This window comes from Bacteroides sp. NGMCC 1.200775 (assembly GCF_040798045.1).
GTDB classification, from domain to species: domain Bacteria; phylum Bacteroidota; class Bacteroidia; order Bacteroidales; family Bacteroidaceae; genus Bacteroides; species Bacteroides hominis.
Genome location: NZ_JASCQK010000003.1, coordinates 21687 through 40815, shown reverse-complemented (window position 1 = coordinate 40815; position 19129 = coordinate 21687). Strand labels below are relative to the sequence as shown.

The 19129-nt window shown below is 44.9% G+C and carries 13 protein-coding genes; 6 read left to right on the top strand and 7 right to left on the bottom strand.

The genetic code is table 11. The features are described 5' to 3' along the window. The first annotated feature begins 35 nt into the window (after positions 1-35). Positions 36-998 (top strand): lipopolysaccharide assembly protein LapB, encoded by a 963-nt coding sequence (locus QK890_RS09335; protein WP_005781582.1) that lies wholly within the window; start codon positions 36-38, stop codon positions 996-998. 68 nt (positions 999-1066) lie between these two features. On the opposite strand, the gene QK890_RS09330 is transcribed toward QK890_RS09335, so the two are convergent. The 7 genes from QK890_RS09330 to QK890_RS09300 all read right to left on the bottom strand — a co-directional run bounded on the left by QK890_RS09330 (position 1067) and on the right by QK890_RS09300 (position 11880). After that, on the bottom strand, positions 1067-2302 hold the full coding sequence (locus tag QK890_RS09330) for an MFS transporter (RefSeq protein WP_005808620.1): 1236 nt from the start codon (positions 2300-2302) through the stop codon (positions 1067-1069). Positions 2303-2307: 5 nt separating this feature from the next. Then, positions 2308-3966: a sialidase family protein gene (locus QK890_RS09325; RefSeq protein ID WP_005808621.1), complete on the bottom strand. Its 1659-nt coding sequence runs from the start codon at positions 3964-3966 to the stop codon at positions 2308-2310. A 23-nt stretch (positions 3967-3989) separates the two neighbouring features. Continuing rightward, the gene (locus QK890_RS09320) at positions 3990-5090 is read right to left on the bottom strand and encodes a sialidase family protein (protein WP_005791096.1); all 1101 of its coding nucleotides are present in this window, start codon (positions 5088-5090) and stop codon (positions 3990-3992) included. Positions 5091-5182: 92 nt separating this feature from the next. Next, complete coding sequence (locus tag QK890_RS09315) at positions 5183-6643, bottom strand: RagB/SusD family nutrient uptake outer membrane protein (RefSeq protein ID WP_005808623.1); 1461 nt, start codon at positions 6641-6643, stop codon at positions 5183-5185. 13 nt (positions 6644-6656) lie between these two features. Further along, positions 6657-9953 (bottom strand): TonB-dependent receptor, encoded by a 3297-nt coding sequence (locus tag QK890_RS09310; RefSeq protein WP_005817620.1) that lies wholly within the window; start codon positions 9951-9953, stop codon positions 6657-6659. Positions 9954-10043: 90 nt separating this feature from the next. After that, positions 10044-10952, bottom strand: coding sequence for a dihydrodipicolinate synthase family protein (locus QK890_RS09305; protein ID WP_032536759.1), 909 nt, complete (start codon positions 10950-10952; stop codon positions 10044-10046). Positions 10953-11157: 205 nt separating this feature from the next. Continuing rightward, on the bottom strand, positions 11158-11880 hold the full coding sequence (locus tag QK890_RS09300; RefSeq protein ID WP_005808628.1) for a FadR/GntR family transcriptional regulator: 723 nt from the start codon (positions 11878-11880) through the stop codon (positions 11158-11160). Positions 11881-12389: 509 nt separating this feature from the next. Between QK890_RS09300 and QK890_RS09295 the strand changes: the two genes are divergently transcribed. From QK890_RS09295 to dnaG, 5 genes are all read left to right on the top strand, one after another. Then, complete coding sequence (locus QK890_RS09295) at positions 12390-13235, top strand: prephenate dehydratase (RefSeq protein WP_005781586.1); 846 nt, start codon at positions 12390-12392, stop codon at positions 13233-13235. Then, a complete protein-coding gene (locus QK890_RS09290) occupies positions 13210-14394 on the top strand; it encodes a pyridoxal phosphate-dependent aminotransferase (protein WP_367627313.1) in 1185 nt (394 codons plus the stop codon). Before QK890_RS09295 ends, QK890_RS09290 begins: the two co-directional genes overlap by 26 nt. 22 nt (positions 14395-14416) lie before the next feature. Further along, positions 14417-15478 carry a bifunctional 3-deoxy-7-phosphoheptulonate synthase/chorismate mutase type II gene (locus QK890_RS09285; RefSeq protein WP_005781590.1) on the top strand — a complete coding sequence of 354 codons (1062 nt, stop codon included), beginning with the start codon at positions 14417-14419 and terminating at the stop codon, positions 15476-15478. Between the two features lie 15 nt (positions 15479-15493). After that, complete coding sequence (locus tag QK890_RS09280) at positions 15494-16267, top strand: prephenate dehydrogenase/arogenate dehydrogenase family protein (RefSeq protein ID WP_005781592.1); 774 nt, start codon at positions 15494-15496, stop codon at positions 16265-16267. A 745-nt stretch (positions 16268-17012) separates the two neighbouring features. Next, the gene (gene dnaG / locus QK890_RS09275; RefSeq protein WP_032531406.1) at positions 17013-19016 is read left to right on the top strand and encodes a DNA primase; all 2004 of its coding nucleotides are present in this window, start codon (positions 17013-17015) and stop codon (positions 19014-19016) included. Positions 19017-19129: the final 113 nt, after the last annotated feature.

Genomic DNA, 19129 nt, shown 5'->3' with positions numbered 1-19129 from the left:
ACTACATTTGCAACCAAACTAAAAAAACATCGATCATGCCAAACTTCTTTAAATCTTTTTTCTCAGGTAAAACAGAAAACCCTGAGGAGGAAAAACAGAAAAACGCCAAAAAGAACTTTGAGATATTTAAATATGACGGCCTGCGTGCTCAACGTATGGGACGCCCGGACTATGCCATTAAATGCTTCAACGAAGCACTGGCCATCGAAGAGGATTTCGAAACACTGAACTATCTGAGCCAGATTTACATGCAGACCGGAGAGTTCGTGAAAGCACATGAACTGCTGGAACGTATGATTGCATTGGAACCGGAACTGACGAGCACGTACCTGACGCTGGCCAACCTGTGCTTCATGCAAGAAAATTATCAGGAAATGGCCGATGCTGCCCAGAAGGCCATCGCATTGGAAGAGGGTAACGCAATGGCACACTACCTGTTAGGTAAAGCCAATCATGGATTGGATAACGGAATAATGACCATTGCCCATCTGACAAAGGCCATTGTGCTGAAAGATGATTTCACGGAAGCCCGGCTGCTTCGTGCCGAAGCACTGTACAAAATGCAGCAATTCGCAGAGGCTATGGAAGATATTGAAGCCATACTTGCGCAGAATCCGGACGAAGAAGCTGCCCTCCTGTTACGTGGCAAAATAAAAGAAGCCACCGGAAAGCAGGAAGAAGCCGAAAACGATTACCTCAGTGTGACGGAAATGAACCCTTTCAACGAACAGGCCTATCTATATCTGGGACAATTGTTCATTACACAGAAGAAACTGTCTGCGGCTATCGAACTGTTCGATGAAGCAATAGACCTGAATCCGAACTTTGCTGCGGCCTACCACGAAAGAGGACGTGCCAAACTGCTGAACGGTGACAAAGAAGGCTCAGTAGAAGATATGAAGAAATCGCTGGAACTGAACCCGAAAGAAGGGGAGAACCTGAACGGACAGTTCAATAATCAGCAGGCAGAGACTACTCCAAACGTATTGGGATTGTAAACTAACCGTTCTGATACAGTCATTTCCCGGACCGGAATCTTACTCCCTGTCCGGGAAACGATTATGTATCATTCCATATTATCCGTGTGTGGACGAAGAAAGCACAACTGCATACCCAAAGCCAGCAATACAATACCTCCCAGAATAGCAAATCCCAATCCCAGATTGCCACCGTCCGTCCATTTTCCAAACAAGCTTGTTACAGCTGCTCCGGCAAAAACTCCGGTCATATTCATTATACCATAGGCTGTTGCCCGATATTTGGCCGAAACAAACTGGCACAAAATAGGCATATTATTGGCATCGAACATACCGAAACCGACACCAAACAGAAATCCCGCACCTACTATACTGATGAAACCATTGCCTAAGCCCAATAAAAGAAGCGCAGGTATGGTCAACCCTAACCCGATTGCGCCTGTATAGATACGTCCGCGTATGTCTTTGCATACCCAACGGTCTGACAATAACCCTCCCAGAATAACTCCGATAAAAGAAGAGACAGCAATCGTTATAGTGGATATAGGACCTGCCTCAGCCATAGGGATATCAAGATTCTCAGCGTACAGGGTAGGCAACCAATTCTTCGTAGCCCATCCGGGAAGACTGGGAGCTGCAAAATAGAACAGAATAATCCAAAAAGCAATATTACCGAATAAAAGAGTCACTCCTTTAAACAACGGAATCTTTTTTGATTTATCTGTATGCATGGCCCGAATGACCCTGGCATGCTCTTCATTCTCACGAAGGAATATAATCAAGACCAATGCATAGACAATGCCTACAATACCGAACCAATGGAATGTAGTATGCCACGAATAGGCCGCAGCTACCGTAGCGCCAAACCCGCCAATGGCCTGACCGGCATACAATCCCGTCATATGGATACCGACTGCCAGCGAACGTGATTTCTCCTGATGCCAATCGGCTATCAAAGAGAGGCCCGCAGGAATGTATAATGCCTCACTGACTCCCATCAATGCGCGCAACCAGTAGATTTGATTAAATGTATCGGCATACCCCATGCCATAAGTGACTGCCGACCAGACAAAAAGACTCCCGACAATCAACCATTTACGACTGACGCGATCGGCAATAATTCCTGCCATCGGACTCATAAGACCGTAAATCCAAAGGAAAACTGCCATTAGCCGCCCAAAATTGGTAGCCGACTGCAATTCTATAATATCTATCTGCATCGCATCTTTCATGGTTGACAGCATCTGACGATCCATATAATTTAATAATGCCACAAACCATAAAAGTCCGACAACGATCCAAGGATATATTTTTCTATCTTTCATACCAACTATCTCTCTTTATATGATTTACCTTTATCAATGAGCTCTTTCAACTGTATTTGTTGGAAAACCATCTGTGCCTGGCTACTTTCATAAAAGACACCAATCGTAGAATCATTGACCGAGGTTATACAGGAATAGCCAAAACTTCCCAACTCATCCAACATGATTTTCCGGCCTGAATCCCAGGTACTTCCATCATCCAGGCTGCACTTTAACGTCATATGGTCTCTACTGTCATAAGACTCCGGATTGCAGAATAAAAGAAGAGTCTTTTGTCTGCCGTTTTCCTGATAAGTATGTCGATGAATGCTTGCCATACAAGTAGGCTCTATCAATGCTTTTCGGGAAGTGGGATGTTCCGTCCATGTGCTTCCCAGATCGGCGGTGACACAAATACGGCGCCCATTGACCTTTTTATTACCGTGATTACGGTTATCACGCATATTCAACATGACGCTGCCATCCTGTAATTCGACTGCCATACACTCCGTAGTGTTGTGATAAGCCGGCTTAGCGGCTATCCATGTTTTTCCCCCATCCTTGCTATACGTAATATTAGAGAATGGTATTCCATCTTTATCACGGCCTTGTGTGGGAAATATTAATGTACCGTCTTTCAAAGTAATGCCATGCCCCGGTGCCGGAGCATACAGCCACCATTCCGGTTTCTTGGTTTGTGCTGTTATATTTACAGGGTCACTCCAAGTCAGTCCGTCATCCACGCTTTTCGTAATCAAGAACTGACAGGTCTCTTTAACCCCGAGCCCGGGCTGAGAACCTTTCGCATGCCATTGGTGTATCCAACGGGTACTGTCCTGCGTCATTCCTTCCACCCATTTACCCGATCGGGGATCTAAGACTCCATACATCCAGAGTCCCGCCACATAAATAGTACCGTTCTTTTCATCGGTCAGGATACAAGCATCACTGATTCCATTATATTTCTCTGGCAATCCACCCCACTTTTTGCGGTCGAGCACTATCTGCATCGGCTGCCAGCTCATTCCACCATCCAGGCTTCGCATCATCGCAATATCGATATCACCTTGCAAGTCACGCGAACTATCGTAACGGGCATCAAATATGGCCATCAAAGTTCCTTTCAGGGAAGTAGTAATGCCGGGAATACGCGAAGTATGAACTCCGTCTTCCCCTCTTTGCCGTACAGCAACCCCGGTACGGAGTGCGACAATCGGACGAACGGAAGTTACAGAAGCCTTACCACAAGTCGTTGTCACATGATCACAACTGACCGTCACACGATGGGTTAAGTCAACTTTATCTTTCAATTTAACAGTTACCCACAGTATGGTAGTATCTGATTTCAATTCCAACGGAGTGTCTAAAACCGTTTTTAAAGCGGGAGCAACTGAGTCGACACACTTTTCCCAGTCAGAAAGCCCCCTCTTTCCGGCAACTCTATATAAACTCAAATGAGTTAAATCGGTCAACAAAGTAGTACCTTTCAGGGATAATCCGATCTCCTTTACAAAACATGGTCCCGGACAGCTCTTTATCAACTTTAATTGCAAAACCGGATTAATCTCCTTTTTTGTCAAGACCGGTACTATGGGCTGTCGAACAATAACTTTCACCCGCTCGGCACGTAACGGAGTACTGAGTAAAAAACAACTAAATAAAAACAATATCGAAATATAACGCATATTGGTAAAATTGGGGATAAAAGTTAATATAGCATTTTATCAGTTTCTTCAAGTTTGAAGCGTACGCCGACAATGGAGTGTTGTTCGGGGCCCGGCCGCATCTTAACATAAGTGATGGCGACAATAGTCCCATCCGGTAGGATTTCGAGACCAGGATATCCACAATCCGAACCGGCATAACTATGTAAAAGCTTTATTTTATATTGTCCGGAAGTTCCCTCAAGCAAATCTTTATAATTACCGACCCAGGCTACAAAATGCCCTTTCGTCGGACTGTTGGGAGCCATATCCCGAAAGACGGCAATCATACGACCGTCAGGAGTAAACTTTATTACATGCCTGTCTCCGGTCAGGCCCCAGGGAGTTTCTTGCAAAGGAGACCAGGTGGTTCCCTCATCATCAGAAAACATCATCAGAGAATTGCCTACCCGGTTATTTTCACGCGCTACACAGACAAGCCGTTTGCCATCGGGAGCACGGAAGACACAGGGTTCACAGGGTGAACGCCCCTCCATCTCGCCTACTTTCACCGACTCGCTCCAGGTCAATCCTCCGTCATGTGAGACAGATTGCCACAAAGTCAACGGAGGACGGTCCCGATCATTCAGTCCACGGTGATACAACCCGAGATAATCGCCATTCTTCAATTTTACAATGCTTGAAAACGCCATCACACAAGGTTTATTCAAACTACGGACCGGACTCCAGCTCTTCCCTCCGTCTTCACTATAAGTCATAGGCATGTCCGGCCAGGCACTAAACACAAAGACACGTTCTTTCCCCTGCTTATCCGTCAGTTTGTAAATACTGGGACAATTGCTCATCGTCTGCCAGTCAGCAGGGGTTTTACCATTTTTCCAAGTCAGCCCGGCATCCTTACTTTCGGCTATGAAAGACGCTTTACCTCCATGCCCGTAAGACCAGGTACAAAGAATAGTCTTATGATCATCCATCATTACAGTAGTAGGATGTCCGTTATATAAATCCGGTCTGCCCGGAGCTATTGTCACCTGCCGTTCACGCTGCCCCGATATGTCGATCCAAGGCAGATTGGGATGGACATTTTGTCCGATTGAAGGAACAGCACAAAACAATAGAAACAGTTTCAAGATTGTGTTCTTCATAAACTTATGCTTTAAATTATTATACTTCCATATCAAAAGAACTGTGTAAAAGTATATAACAGCTACTCCACACAGTTCCTTCTTTTTATATTCTATCTCTCTACATTACTTTCGTACCCATCTGTCTGCACCAGTTTGTCATTTAAGACCATATCATTATAATTGATTGGGAAATACAATGGATAACCGGGCTTGTCATTCAAATTGGGCACCTCCTTATAAATGTCAATGGTCCCGCCACAATGGAAACGCACCAAATCAAACCATCGTTTTTGCTCTATAAAAAGCTCTCTTAAACGTTCGTCACAGATTTCTTTCTCTACAGCAATCTTATCTTTCGGGCCATCATAGGGCTCCAGGCCCGCCCGGTCACGAACCTCATTCAAATCGACAAGAGACTCAGATATCTTATTGAGTGCAGCATTGGCCTCAGCACGCAACAGAAGAAGATCTCCCCAACGATAAGCTATCAAGTCATCGTCAAAATAACGATCGTCGGAATAGGCCTTCCCCCTGAATTTGTTTGTCTGGGTTAAAATCAGGTTACCATCTTTATCCACCAAATCAATCATGGCGACTTTATAGCGCCTATCGCCCGGATACTTAAGATACAACTCTCTGGCCTTGTCACTTGGGGCATAGACATGGCGGCTCTGATTAGGTGAAGTTGCCGCATCGGCCAAGTTGACAGCCATCGATAAATTATCGGTTCTCGATGTAGTGTTGGTTGCAATAGAAAGATTTCCAGTTTCATAACGTTCAAAATAAAAAGAGAAAATGATCTCATTATTCTTTTTATTATCATTGGCAAATACCTTTGCATAATCCGGTAGCAAAGACACTCCACTCCCGCCTACCTGATCGATTGCCTTGATCGCTTCTTCCATATCCGCATTTCCACCATTCAGGACCTTTGCCTTCCACATTAAAACATCGGCTTTCAAAGCATAGGCAGCCGGCTTTGAAGCTAAATTCTTATTGATATATCCATCCTCCGGAAATAACAGGACAGCCTGTTCTATATCTTCAAGGATCAACTTCATGACGTCTTCTTTGGGAGAGCGAGGTTTTAGTTCAACGTTGTCCGAAAGCACAGGATCAGTAATGATGGGAGCATCTCCCCAAATGCGTACTATAAGAAAATAAGTATATGCTCTTAAGAAATGGCACTCAGCTTTTATACGATTCTTCTCAGTCTCATTAGTAAACTTCAGACTTTCAATTTTATTGAAAAGAAGATTGGCGTGATGAATGATATTATAAGCCGAGCGATAAGAAGGAGCATTGCTCTCAAGCAATGTGTGAGCCCATGCCACACTTGTAGGGCCGATTTCACCGGCTTTAAAAGCATCTCCTCGATCTTCACCGTAATAAGAAGTATTATTCAGGTCACGCACCTTATTGTAAATGCCCGTAAGATAAGCTTTGGCATCTCCCGGAGTTTTCCAGAACGACTGTGAAGTGATGGTAGAAACCGGATCAACCTCCAACAAGCTACAACTGCAAATCCATGTGCAGCAGAGAATACAGATCAATATTTTTGTTGCTTTCATAGTGAAAATCATTTTAAAAAGTTAGTCTTACACCAAAGTTAAATTGAATCGGGAGGAAGTATTCACCGGTCTCTTGTCCATCGTACTGTTCAGGATTTAATCCGTCAAAGGCTGTAATGTATCCGATATTTGTCACACCGGCATTCAAAGAAACCCCTTTCACCTTCATTTTAGAACATACGGAACGCGGTAGTTCATAACCTAACGAAACCTCACGGAAGCACAAATAATCTCCCTTTGAATAATAAGCCGTATTGTCGGCATTTCCATTTGAATTCATCCCGGCATAAGCTATTGTACGCATGTGATTGCGATATCCGTTATCCCAGTCCGAAGCAACATCGTAACGCGGATACTTGGCTGTTGCAGCATCACCAGTCTGCCACCAGATGTTTCCATTCGTAACGTCAGTAGTCGTTATAATAGCATTGCGTGCATTGGCATTGGCACGGCATCTCCATATATTGGCAATGGAATGTCCTAAAGCAAAATCGACAACCAAACGAAGAGAAAAATTCTTGTAAGACAAATTATTAATCAAGGCTCCCTTCTTATCCGGATTGGCCCAGCCAATAAAAGTAATATCCTTATCATCGATAACTCCATTATTGTCAAGGTCGGCCCAGATAGCATCTCCGGCAACCTTTTTCTTATTCATCTTAGAACCGGAAACCTTGGTGTCGACCGGAGCTTTTGCAGCTTCTTCATCTGTATCGTATACCCCCAGATACTTATATCCCCAACGTCCACCTATCCTCTCGCCTTCGGCCAGGCCGCCGGTCTCAACATAAGTACCGGATTTAGCATCCCATACAAGTCCGCCCTGTACCCGATTTTTGTCTCTCCCATTATAAGGAAGCTTTTTCATATACGTCCTGTTCATACTGAAAGTACCCGTAACATCCCAACTCACGGGGGAAGTTGTTGAAAGAGGATGTGCTGTCAGCGATAACTCAAAACCTTTGTTCTGTACAGTCCCCAAATTGGCCTTTATAGAACTAAAACCTGTCTGTGCCGGAAGAGCTTTGTCATACAAACGATCGGAAGTCAATTTATTATATCCGGTTACCGACAGTTCAAGACGATTATCAAAGAAACCGGCATCAAAACCATAATCCACATTAGAGGTTGTTTCCCATACCAAACTGTTATTGGCAAGTACACTATTCAGTACCCCCGGATTTCCGGCATAAATATATGAAGCATATTCGCCTTGTGTATTAGAATACGACAACTTATTATTTCCGGTCTGTCCCCAGCTCGCCCGCAACTTCATCCGGCTGACAACGGTTTTGGGAAACCAGTCTTCATAATGCATATTCCATCCTCCGGATACGGCCGGAAACAATGCGAATTTATGATCTTCGGCAAATTGGGAGGCTCCGTCATAGCGTGCTGAAACCGTCAGCAAATAGCGGCGCTTATAGTCATAATTGACACGGGCAAAGAAACCTACCAGTACTTCTTTATCCAAAGAGGAAGTGGTACGCTGTAAATCGGGCTTGGTAGGCGCCAACGTAGGTACATAATCCGTAGGGGCTTCCGAGCCTGTTCCCTTCAATTTATAGGTATCGTCCTGGGTATAGTTCATACCTATCATTGCATTAAAAGTGTGCTTATCACTGAATACTTTATCATAGGTAAACACCGCGTCTGCCATGATTTGCTTATACTGATCGTGTTTCTCGAGTGTTTTACGACCTTTATTAAACTCGTTATACTTCTCAAAAAAACGATAGATATTTTCCTGCATATAATAGGAGGCTGACGGTTTAAAATGCAATCCCTTCAGAATCTCCCAATCCAATCCTAACTGAATCGTGTTTCGATAAGCTTTGTCCGAAATATCCTGATAATATAATTCGTGCAGTCTATTCCGAGGTGAGCCTCCGGCTTCACCAATACCGGGAGTTCCATCGTCATAATACAGACGGAAGGTCGTAGGATAGCGAGAAGAACGGTCCATTGTGCTTGTGCCCGAGTTCTCCGGATCAGTCGCTTTATTCGAGATTGTGGAGTGTTTCAATCCGACGGTTAATTTTAAATTACTGCGAAGATTGTAATTTCCATTGGCAGTAAGGCTGAAACGATCGTACCCCGTACCCAGAACAATACCTTCTGAATTAATATACCCCAGACTCACATAATAATTACCTTTGTCATTTCCACCGGAAGCACTCAGATCGTAGTTGTGTGTCAATGCAGTCTGAAACAATACATCTTTTTGATAGTGATTGTCTTTAAATATCAACTGTTTTCCCGAATAAGGATCGGTCATCGTTTCATATCCTTGTCTGTTCAGCAAATCGTCGACATAAGACTGCCCCATATTGGAAATCAAATCATCTAAATATTCGGTAGTGAAACGAGAATAGCCATATCCTTCCAAGGCTCCATTTTTATAATTGATATTACCTGTTGAATAAGGATATGCGCCGCCTTCCAGGCGTCCGCTGACATTCGCGTCATTGATTCCGCGGGAACCGGCTAAGCGGGAAGCATACAGATAGTCGCGTGCACCAGAAAACGGATAATGCTGCCGAATCTGCTCAACTCCCAAACGGTAGGAAGCGGAAATAGTGGCTTTACCATCTTTTGAAGAACCTTGCTTGGTAGTAATAAGAATGATACCATTGGCAGCCTTAGCACCATAAATTGCAGCGGAAGCGGCATCTTTCAATACTTCCATAGACTCAATATCTTCCTGATTGAGTCCATTCATATTGCTACGGACAACCCCATCAATGACAAAAAGAGGAGAGTCGTTAGCCGGATCGGTTGACCCGCCACGGATCAGCACTACCGGCTGTGCACCAGGCTGTCCGGTAGTCTGTCGAATATCCAGTCCAGCGACCTTTCCCTGTAGATTGTTCAAAGGAGATGCAGAGACAGAAGACATTAACTCCGCTTTCTTCACAGATACAACTCCTGAAGTAACAGTTGCCTTAGATTGAGTTCCATAACCGATGGCTACGACCTCGTCAAGTAGAACCGACTCATCTTCCAAAGTAATTTCATAAAATGTATTATTGGTTACTTTCAGATCCTTGGTTTTCATTCCAACAAAGGAGATTTGTAACAAAGATTTACGTGGGACCTTTAATTTAAATTTTCCATCGACATCGGTAGTTGTACCTATTTGTGTGTTCTTTACAATAACTGTAGCACCTATGACCGGTTCTCCGGATGTGTCCTTAACAACACCACTAATCTCAAAATTGCCACTTTGTTGAGCATGAACGGGTGCTAATGTCCCAATAAATGTCAATAAAACAACAATGAGACACTTAATTCGAGTAATTTTTCTCATCTTTGTATGCTTTTAATATAAAATTTAAGGCGTAGAGCGAAGGGGGTATATTCCGTCCAAAGTCTATTTCCCCTTCCCTACTTTTATTTTTTAATTCAAGAAACCTATTTTTTCAAGATCTCTTTTGAGCGAAGAATATTCATCATCGCCAAACGGTGTGATGGGCAGACGGCACCGGCCGCAATCAACACCTATTAAATTCATTATTGCTTTTCCTCCACGTACACCTCCTCCATATTTAATTATTATTTTTACTATTTCAATCGACTTCTGCTGCATCCGGCGAGCAGTACAGATATCACCTTTCTTGAACGCATCAAAAAGATTCTGATATACAACAGGTAAATAATTGTAGGTACTACCAACACCGGCAACGGCTCCTAAAGCCAATCCGGCAATCAGAATTTCATCGTATCCATGCAGCACTTCGAATTCTCCATTATTGAGTTCCAAGCATTCACCCATCTCCATCAGGTTATTGTGTGTGAATTTCGTTCCAACCAGATTAGGCATCGTTTTTTTTCCCTCTATAAGAAAAGAGCGAACCGAAAGAGATACTCCCGTCATAGACGGCATATTATAATAATAGAAAGGAAGATCGGGAGCACTTTGAGCAATTGGAGTAAAAAAGTCCACCAGATCCTTTACCGAAGAGGGTTTAAAAAAACAGGGAGCCATAGCGGCAAAAGCATCAGCTTCCACCTCTTGTGCATGCCGAGCCAGCTCCATAGCTTCCAATTGACAGTTACTACCCACATGCGCAATCACCTTAAAGCGTTTCCGGGCAGACTTTATCCACTGAGCAAGAATAACTTTACGCTCATCCGTAGTCAGTGAATGAGATTCTCCTGTGGTTCCACAAATAAATACACCTGCCATTCCTGATTCAGCCATCAGGTCGGCGTATTTGTCTATAACAGAAAGATTGATATCTCCCCGCGCATCCATAGGAGTAAAAGTGGCGGCAACCATTCCTTCCAAACGTTGATAATGTTTCATTTTATTATTTAATTAGATATTAATTAAGAATAAGGAATCTCTGATTGGAAACCCATTTCTCTGCGTCGATAACAAAGGTATAAAATGGCTGCGCAGCTATAATAAATTGTTATTTACCCGGTTACCCGCAATAAAAGAACGGCCATCCTCCAGATATTTCCCAAGGGAATGCTAAAATTCTGTTTGACTTTTTGCAATCCCCCGATTATTCGTTAACGATTCTACGTTTCATAAAAATCTTATATACGGCAAAATGTTTCTCAAGCGCCTTTCTGTAACCGGGCTCATCATGTTTCTCCAAAAAGTCGAGAAGGTCAGCGTGAGTTACCAATTCTCCCCGCTCTTTTATCTCTATATTAATAGGCTCGAGCAACTCTTTGAATTTATCTTTCACAAAAACCATTACGGGATGAATAATCTCCTGAAACTCACGGATAGTGGCATTGCCGGTTATTTCATAAAGTTTAGCATGAAAAGTAAATTCACTGATAGGGGCATATTCATTATTCTCAAAAGCGATACCCAATCGGACAATCTCTTTCAGTTCAATAATATCTTCCGGAGTTATATTCTGAAAGAGATCACTGCAAATTCCCAACTCTAAAGCAATTCTAAAACCTAAAAGATCAAACAGAGAATGTTCACTTAGAATACGCGGATCGACAACTCGCTTCATACCTCCAAGAATAGAGGGCTCAGTCAGAATCATGCCTCGTCTGGTACGTGTTTCTATCATCCCTACCATTTTCAATCGGCTGAGAGCCTCCCTCAGCACACTACGCGCCACACCCAAAGCGGCGGCCAGTTCCATCTCATTGGGAATGGCATCTCCTGCCCGCAGATCTTTAGTTCTAAAATAAGTAAGTAGGTTATCTTCGACCTGATCGACCAAAGTTATCGCCTGACCATGTAGTTTTAATGTATCCATAGTATAACAATTCAGTTTAGTTAAAATAAGATTAATCTTATTTGTCTGACAAATAAAAGAAGTTTTTCGCAGAAAAACTAACATCTTAAGAACTGAAACGCTCCATTTAGTAAATATTAACACAACTAAGCCTCTATACCATATTATATAGAAAAAGAAAAAGATAAGAGATGAAGAAGTTACAAACAGATAACATTTACAGATATAAAAGCACAAATTGGGAATATAAATATATAAATCACAAAAAAAAGTCCGTTTTTTATTTGTGTTTAAGATAAAAGCATTAATTTTGCCTCAGATTTAAAACAAAAAGAAAAATAGATCTGATGAACGTATTCACTTTTACATATTACTTCTTTTTTTACTTTTACTTTAGCCAGAAAGTAGAGCGGGAGTTTGTATGTATCAAGTGACAGGGTGCTTAAGAACTGAGATTAAGAGAAACTAATAATATGAATCCCGCTCCGACATGGACGCGGGATTTTTTTATACCATATACTCAATTAGGAATGAAAAGAATAGCAATTCAAGGGACACTGGGCTCGTATCACGATATAGCCGCACACAAGTACTTCGAAGGGGAAGAAATAGAGTTAATCTGTTGCGCCAACTTTGAAGATGTGTTTGCTGCCATCCGGAAAGATAGTCAGACAATCGGGATGCTGGCCATTGAAAACACGATTGCAGGAAGCCTGCTGCACAACAACGAACTGTTGCGCCAAAGCGGCACGCAGATTATCGGCGAATACAAATTACGCATTTCGCACAGCTTCGTTTGCCTGCCCGAAGAGGACTGGAATGACATCACCGAAGTGAACTCACACCCGATCGCCCTGATGCAATGCCGGGAATTCCTGAACCAACACCCGCGTATCAAAGTGGTAGAAGCTGAAGATACGGCCTTGAGTGCTGAAATCATCAAACGGGAAAACCTGAAAGGACATGCCGCCATCTGCTCACATGCCGCCGCCGAACGGTACGGAATGAAAGTACTACAAGAAGGCATAGAAACAAACAAACATAATTTCACCCGTTTTCTGGTAGTGGCAGATCCATGGCAGGTGGACGAGATACGAAAACAAAACACCGTTCTCAACAAAGCAAACATCGTTTTCACTCTCCCCCACTCCGAAGGAAGCCTCTCACAGGTTCTGTCTATCTTATCTTTTTACAACATCAACTTAACAAAAATACAATCGCTCCCTATCATCGGACGGGAATGGGAATACCAGTTCTACGTAGATGTGGCTTTCAACGATTATCTGAGATACAAACAATCGATTACAGCAATCACTCCATTGACGAAAGAACTTAAAATATTAGGCGAATATGCAGAAGGAAAATCAAACGTATAAGGTAGCGCCGGCCGACAGACTGGGCGGTGTAAGCGAATACTACTTTTCGAAGAAACTGAAAGAAGTGGCACGGATGAACGCAGAAGGTAAAGACGTAATCAGCCTGGGAATCGGAAGCCCGGACATGCCCCCTTCGGAGCAAACCATCGAAACGCTGTGTAACAATGCTCACGACCCGAACGGACACGGTTATCAACCGTATGTGGGCATACCGGAACTTCGCAAGGGTTTTGCCGACTGGTATAAACGCTGGTATGGAGTGGAACTGAATCCGGCAACAGAAATTCAGCCGCTGATCGGATCGAAAGAGGGAATCTTGCACGTGACACTCGCTTTTGTCAATCCGGGAGAACAGGTACTGGTACCCAATCCGGGATATCCCACCTACACTTCGTTAAGCAAAATACTGGGTGCCGAGGTGGTGAACTATAACCTCAAAGAAGAGGACGGATGGATGCCGGACTTCGATGAACTGGAAAAGATGGATCTAAGCCGCGTGAAACTGATGTGGACCAACTATCCGAATATGCCGACCGGTGCCAATGCCACACCGGAACTTTACGAACGCCTGGTGGAGTTTGCCCTCCGCAAGAATATCGTGATTGTGAACGACAATCCGTACAGCTTTATCCTGAACGATAAGCCGATCAGTATCCTGAGTGTGCCGGGCGCCAAAGAATGCTGTATCGAATTCAACTCCATGAGTAAAAGTCACAATATGCCGGGATGGCGTATCGGTATGTTAGCTTCGAACGCAGAGTGTGTACAATGGATTCTGAAGGTGAAAAGCAATATCGACAGCGGAATGTTCCGTGCCATGCAACTGGCAGCTACCAAAGCACTCGAAGCGGATGCAGAATGGTACGAAGGCAACAATGTCAACTACCGGAACCGCCGCCACCTGGCCGGAGAGATTATGAAAACGTTAGGATGTACGTACGACGAAAAGCAGGTGGGCATGTTTCTCTGGGGAAAAATCCCCGCAAGTTGCGCCGATGTAGAAGAACTGACAGAGAAAGTGCTGCAGGAGGCACGCGTCTTCATCACTCCGGGATTTATTTTCGGAAGCAACGGAGCGAGATACATCCGCATCTCTCTCTGCTGCAAAGACGCCAAGTTAGCAGAAGCGCTGGAAAGAATCAAATCAATAATGAAATAACAACTAAACGAATTAGATCGATATGGAACTCGAATCAATCTTATTGCCGGGCGTGGAAGATAAACGCCCGATGGTGATAGCCGGCCCTTGCAGTGCCGAAACAGAAGAGCAAGTAATGTCAACCGCCACACAACTGGCAGCCAAAGGAGTAAAAATCTTCCGTGCGGGAATCTGGAAACCGCGCACCAAACCAGGAGGTTTCGAAGGTATCGGCGTAGAAGGCCTCGCCTGGCTGAAAGAGGTGAAAAAAGAAACCGGCATGTACGTATCTACCGAAGTGGCTACAGCCAAGCACGTATACGAATGCCTGAAAGCGGGTATCGACGTACTCTGGGTAGGAGCACGTACCACTGCCAATCCTTTTGCCGTACAGGAAATAGCCGATGCACTGAAAGGTGTAGACATCCCTGTGCTGGTGAAGAACCCGGTAAATCCGGATCTGGAATTATGGATCGGTGCTCTGGAACGTATCAACAATGCCGGACTGAAACGTCTGGGAGCCATTCATCGCGGCTTCAGCAGCTACGACAAGAAGCTGTACCGCAACCTGCCGCAATGGCACATTCCTATCGAGTTGCGCCGCCGCATCCCCGAACTGCCTATCTTCTGCGACCCGAGCCACATCGGCGGAAAGCGCGAACTGGTAGCTCCTCTCTGCCAGCAGGCTATGGACCTGAACTTCGACGGACTGATAGTGGAAAGTCACTGTAACCCGGACTGTGCATGGAGCGACGCTTCACAACAAGTAACTCCGGACGTACTGGACTACATCCTCAACCTGCTCGTCATCCGTAAAGAGACACAAACAACGGAGAACCTGAACGTACTGCGTAAACAGATTGACGAATGCGATGATAACATCATACAGGAATTGGCAAAACGTATGCGCGTAGCACGCGAAATCGGTACTTACAAAAAAGAACACGATATCACAGTACTTCAGACCGGACGTTATAACGAGATTCTTGAGAAACGCGGTGCCCAGGGCGAACAGTGCGGCATGAGTGCAGAGTTTGTGAAAGTGATCTTCGAAGCCATCCACGAAGAATCGGTTCGTCAACAGATGGAAATTATCAATAAATAGCAAATCATTCATATTATGCGAATTCTAATTTTGGGAGCCGGCAAGATGGGCTCCTTCTTTACTGACATACTAAGTTTCCAGCACGAGACGGCCGTGTTCGACGTCAACCCGCATCAGCTTCGGTTCGTGTACAACACGTATCGCTTCACAACATTGGAGGAGATCAAGGAGTTCGAACCGGAACTGGTGATCAATGCTGCCACAGTGAAGTATACGCTGGACGCTTTCCGCAAAATTCTGCCTGTTTTGCCCAAAGACTGTATCCTGAGTGATATCGCTTCGGTGAAAACCGGACTGAAGAAGTTCTACGAAGAAAGCGGATTCCGTTATGTCTCCACTCACCCGATGTTTGGCCCTACTTTTGCCAGTCTGAGCAATCTGAGCAGCGAAAGTGCCATCATCATCAGTGAGAGCGATCATTTGGGGAAAGTATTCTTTAAAGACTTATACAATAGCCTGAACCTGAATATTTTTGAGTATACCTTCGACGAGCATGATGAAACAGTGGCTTACTCCTTGTCCATCCCGTTTGTTTCGACGTTTGTTTTCGCAGCTGTCATGAAACACCAAGAGGCACCGGGAACCACATTCAAGAAGCACATGGCTATTGCAAAAGGGCTTTTGAGCGAAGATGATTACTTATTGCAGGAAATCCTGTTCAATCCGCGCACGCCGTCACAGGTAGAGAACATCCGCACAGAGCTGAAACAGTTGCTTGAAATTATCACAAGCAAAGATGCGGAAGGAATGAAAAAGTATCTGACGAAGATACGGGAAAAGATTAAATAAGAATCTTTATCATAAGTATGAGGGGGTGTCATCATTCACCACAGACACCCCTCTCCTTTCTTTTATTATTTGCGGGATGAGCAAAATGTCAAAATGATAATAAGAAACGCTCAGTTTTCATTCTTTAGTCCCGAGGGAAAGGCAAGAAGGAAAAAACGGCTCTAATTCATTTTTCCTCCGATCCGATTGATCGCATTTATCGATATAAGAAGCATATTGAGCAGAAAAGAACTCTCCCTGTATCATATTATCCACTCAGAAGCGACAAGAGTACCTTTCTGGTAGAAAAGGAAGTTCCGGGACGGGCAAGCAACCAGAGAGAAAAACAGGGAAAATCCGGATCTTAAACGGAACAATATATGTAATTATGAAAAACATATAGAGATATTTGAAAAAGAAGTAATCATTTTCGGAAAATGTAACCGTCTTTCGGTGGAAATACAACCGTCTTTTTCGAAAAACAAAGGCTCTTTTTACCCCGGACAAAGGCTCTGCCCACTCAAAAGCCCGGCTCTCCAACCGAAAAAGCCCGCCGATTTCCTTTTTCTTCCTCCCGTTGGATCAAAAACAATCGGGCATCCGCCAGACAAAAGCCTTATTGGCTGACTTTTTAATGCAAAACAATCCGTATTTGCGACATAAAGCAAATATCCGATAAATCGGCACGGCCTGCCGAATCCACTGAAAAGCCATTTGATTATCCAAGAAATATCACGTACATTTGCATCCGCAAGGAGATAAAACAATGATAGACCAGGCAACCATAGACCGTATACTCGATGCCGCACAAATCGTAGAAGTGGTTTCGGATTTCGTCACGCTGCGCAAACGCGGTGTGAACTACGTGGGACTTTGCCCTTTCCATAACGAGAAAACACCCTCGTTCAGCGTGTCTCCCTCAAAGGGACTTTGCAAATGCTTCAGTTGCGGTAAGGGCGGTAACGCGGTGCACTTTATCATGGAGCACGAACAGATGTCCTACCCCGAAGCACTCCGCTATCTGGCCAAGAAATATAATATAGAAATCAAGGAACGGGAGCTGACCAATGAAGAGAAAGAGGTGCAGAGCAACCGAGAAAGTATGTTCATTGTCAACAACTTCGCCCGCGACTATTTCCAGAACATCCTGAAAAACCACGTAGACGGACGCAGCATCGGACTGGCTTACTTCCGCCAGCGAGGCTTCCGTGATGATATTATCGACAAATTCCAACTGGGGTTCAGCACCGAAGGGCGTGACGCTCTGGCACAGGAGGCGATGCGCAAAGGCTTCAAAAAAGAGTTTCTCGTAAAGACGGGGCTTTGCTATGAGACGGACGACCATAAACTGCGTGACCGCTTCTGGGGACGTGTCATGTTCCCGGTCCACACGCTTTCGGGCAAAGTGGTTGCGTTCGGCGGGCGTGTGCTCAGTACGGAAAACAAGAAACTCGCCAAGTATGTCAACTCTCCGGAGTCGGAAATTTATCATAAAAGCAACGAACTTTACGGCATCTACTTTGCCAAACAGGCCATCGTAAAGCAGGACCGCTGCTTCCTTGTGGAAGGATATACGGACGTGATCTCGATGCACCAGTCGGGGGTGGAAAACGTAGTGGCCTCTTCCGGTACGTCCCTGACACCGGGACAGATCCGGCTGATTCACCGTTTCACCAACAATATCACCGTGCTCTATGACGGCGACATGGCGGGAATCAAAGCGTCGATCCGAGGCATAGACATGTTGCTCGAAGAGGGAATGAACATCAAAGTATGCCTCTTGCCCGACGGCGACGACCCGGACTCTTTTGCAAGGAAACACAACGCCACGGAGTTCCAGAACTTTATACAGGAACACGAAACGGACTTTATACGTTTCAAGGCACAACTCCTGATGGAGGATGCGGGCAAAGATCCGATGAAACGGGCGGAACTGATAAACGACATCGTACGCAGCATCGCGGTCATTCCGGAAGCCATCGTCAGGGATGTTTATATCAAAGAGTGCGGACAGTTATTGCGGATAGAAGACAAACTGTTGGTTTCGGAAGTGGCCAAGCGCCGTGAACTTCAGGCCGAGAAAGGGAATAAACCGGCCGTCGCCAACCATGCTCCGGTACCGGAAGCAGGCGAGATACCTCCTCCATTTCCGCCGGAAGAGGCAGAAATCGATACCTACCAGTCGTTTATCCCCCAGGAGGGCAAAGAGGGACAGGAGTTCTACAAATACGAACGCCTTATCATCCAGATGATCATCCGCTACGGAGAAAGGGTGATGTGCAACATGACGGATGAAGAGGGGAACGAAGTACCGGTCACAGTGGTGGAGTATGTCATCAACGACCTGAAAGAAGACGAACTGGCGTTCCATAACCCGCTGCACCGCCGTATCCTCTCGGAAGCCGCCGAACATATCCGCGAACAGGAGTTCGCCTCCGAACGTTTCTTTGTGGCGCACCCCGATCCGGCTATCAGCACAATAGCCACCGAACTGGCAAGCGACCGGTATCAACTGAGTAAATATCACTCGAAAACACAAAAGCTGGTAACGGACGAAGAGCGTTTGTACGAAATGGTTCCGATGCTGATGATCAACTTCAAGAATGCCATCGTGGCAGAAGAACTGAAGCACATCATGTATGCGCTGCAAGATCCTGCGATAGCCAATGACAACGCTCAATGTGACGCCGTCATGCAACGGTATAAGGAGATGAAGGAAATACAGAACCTGATGGCCAAACGCCTGGGCGACCGGGTGGTGTTGCGCTGACCACATCCGGTTATGCACCGCCATCGTTTTCTTAAAGAAGCGGATACACATACAGTTTGTAACGAACTAAAAAGAGGGTGCGTCGAAAAAATGTGAGTCTCGACACACCCTCT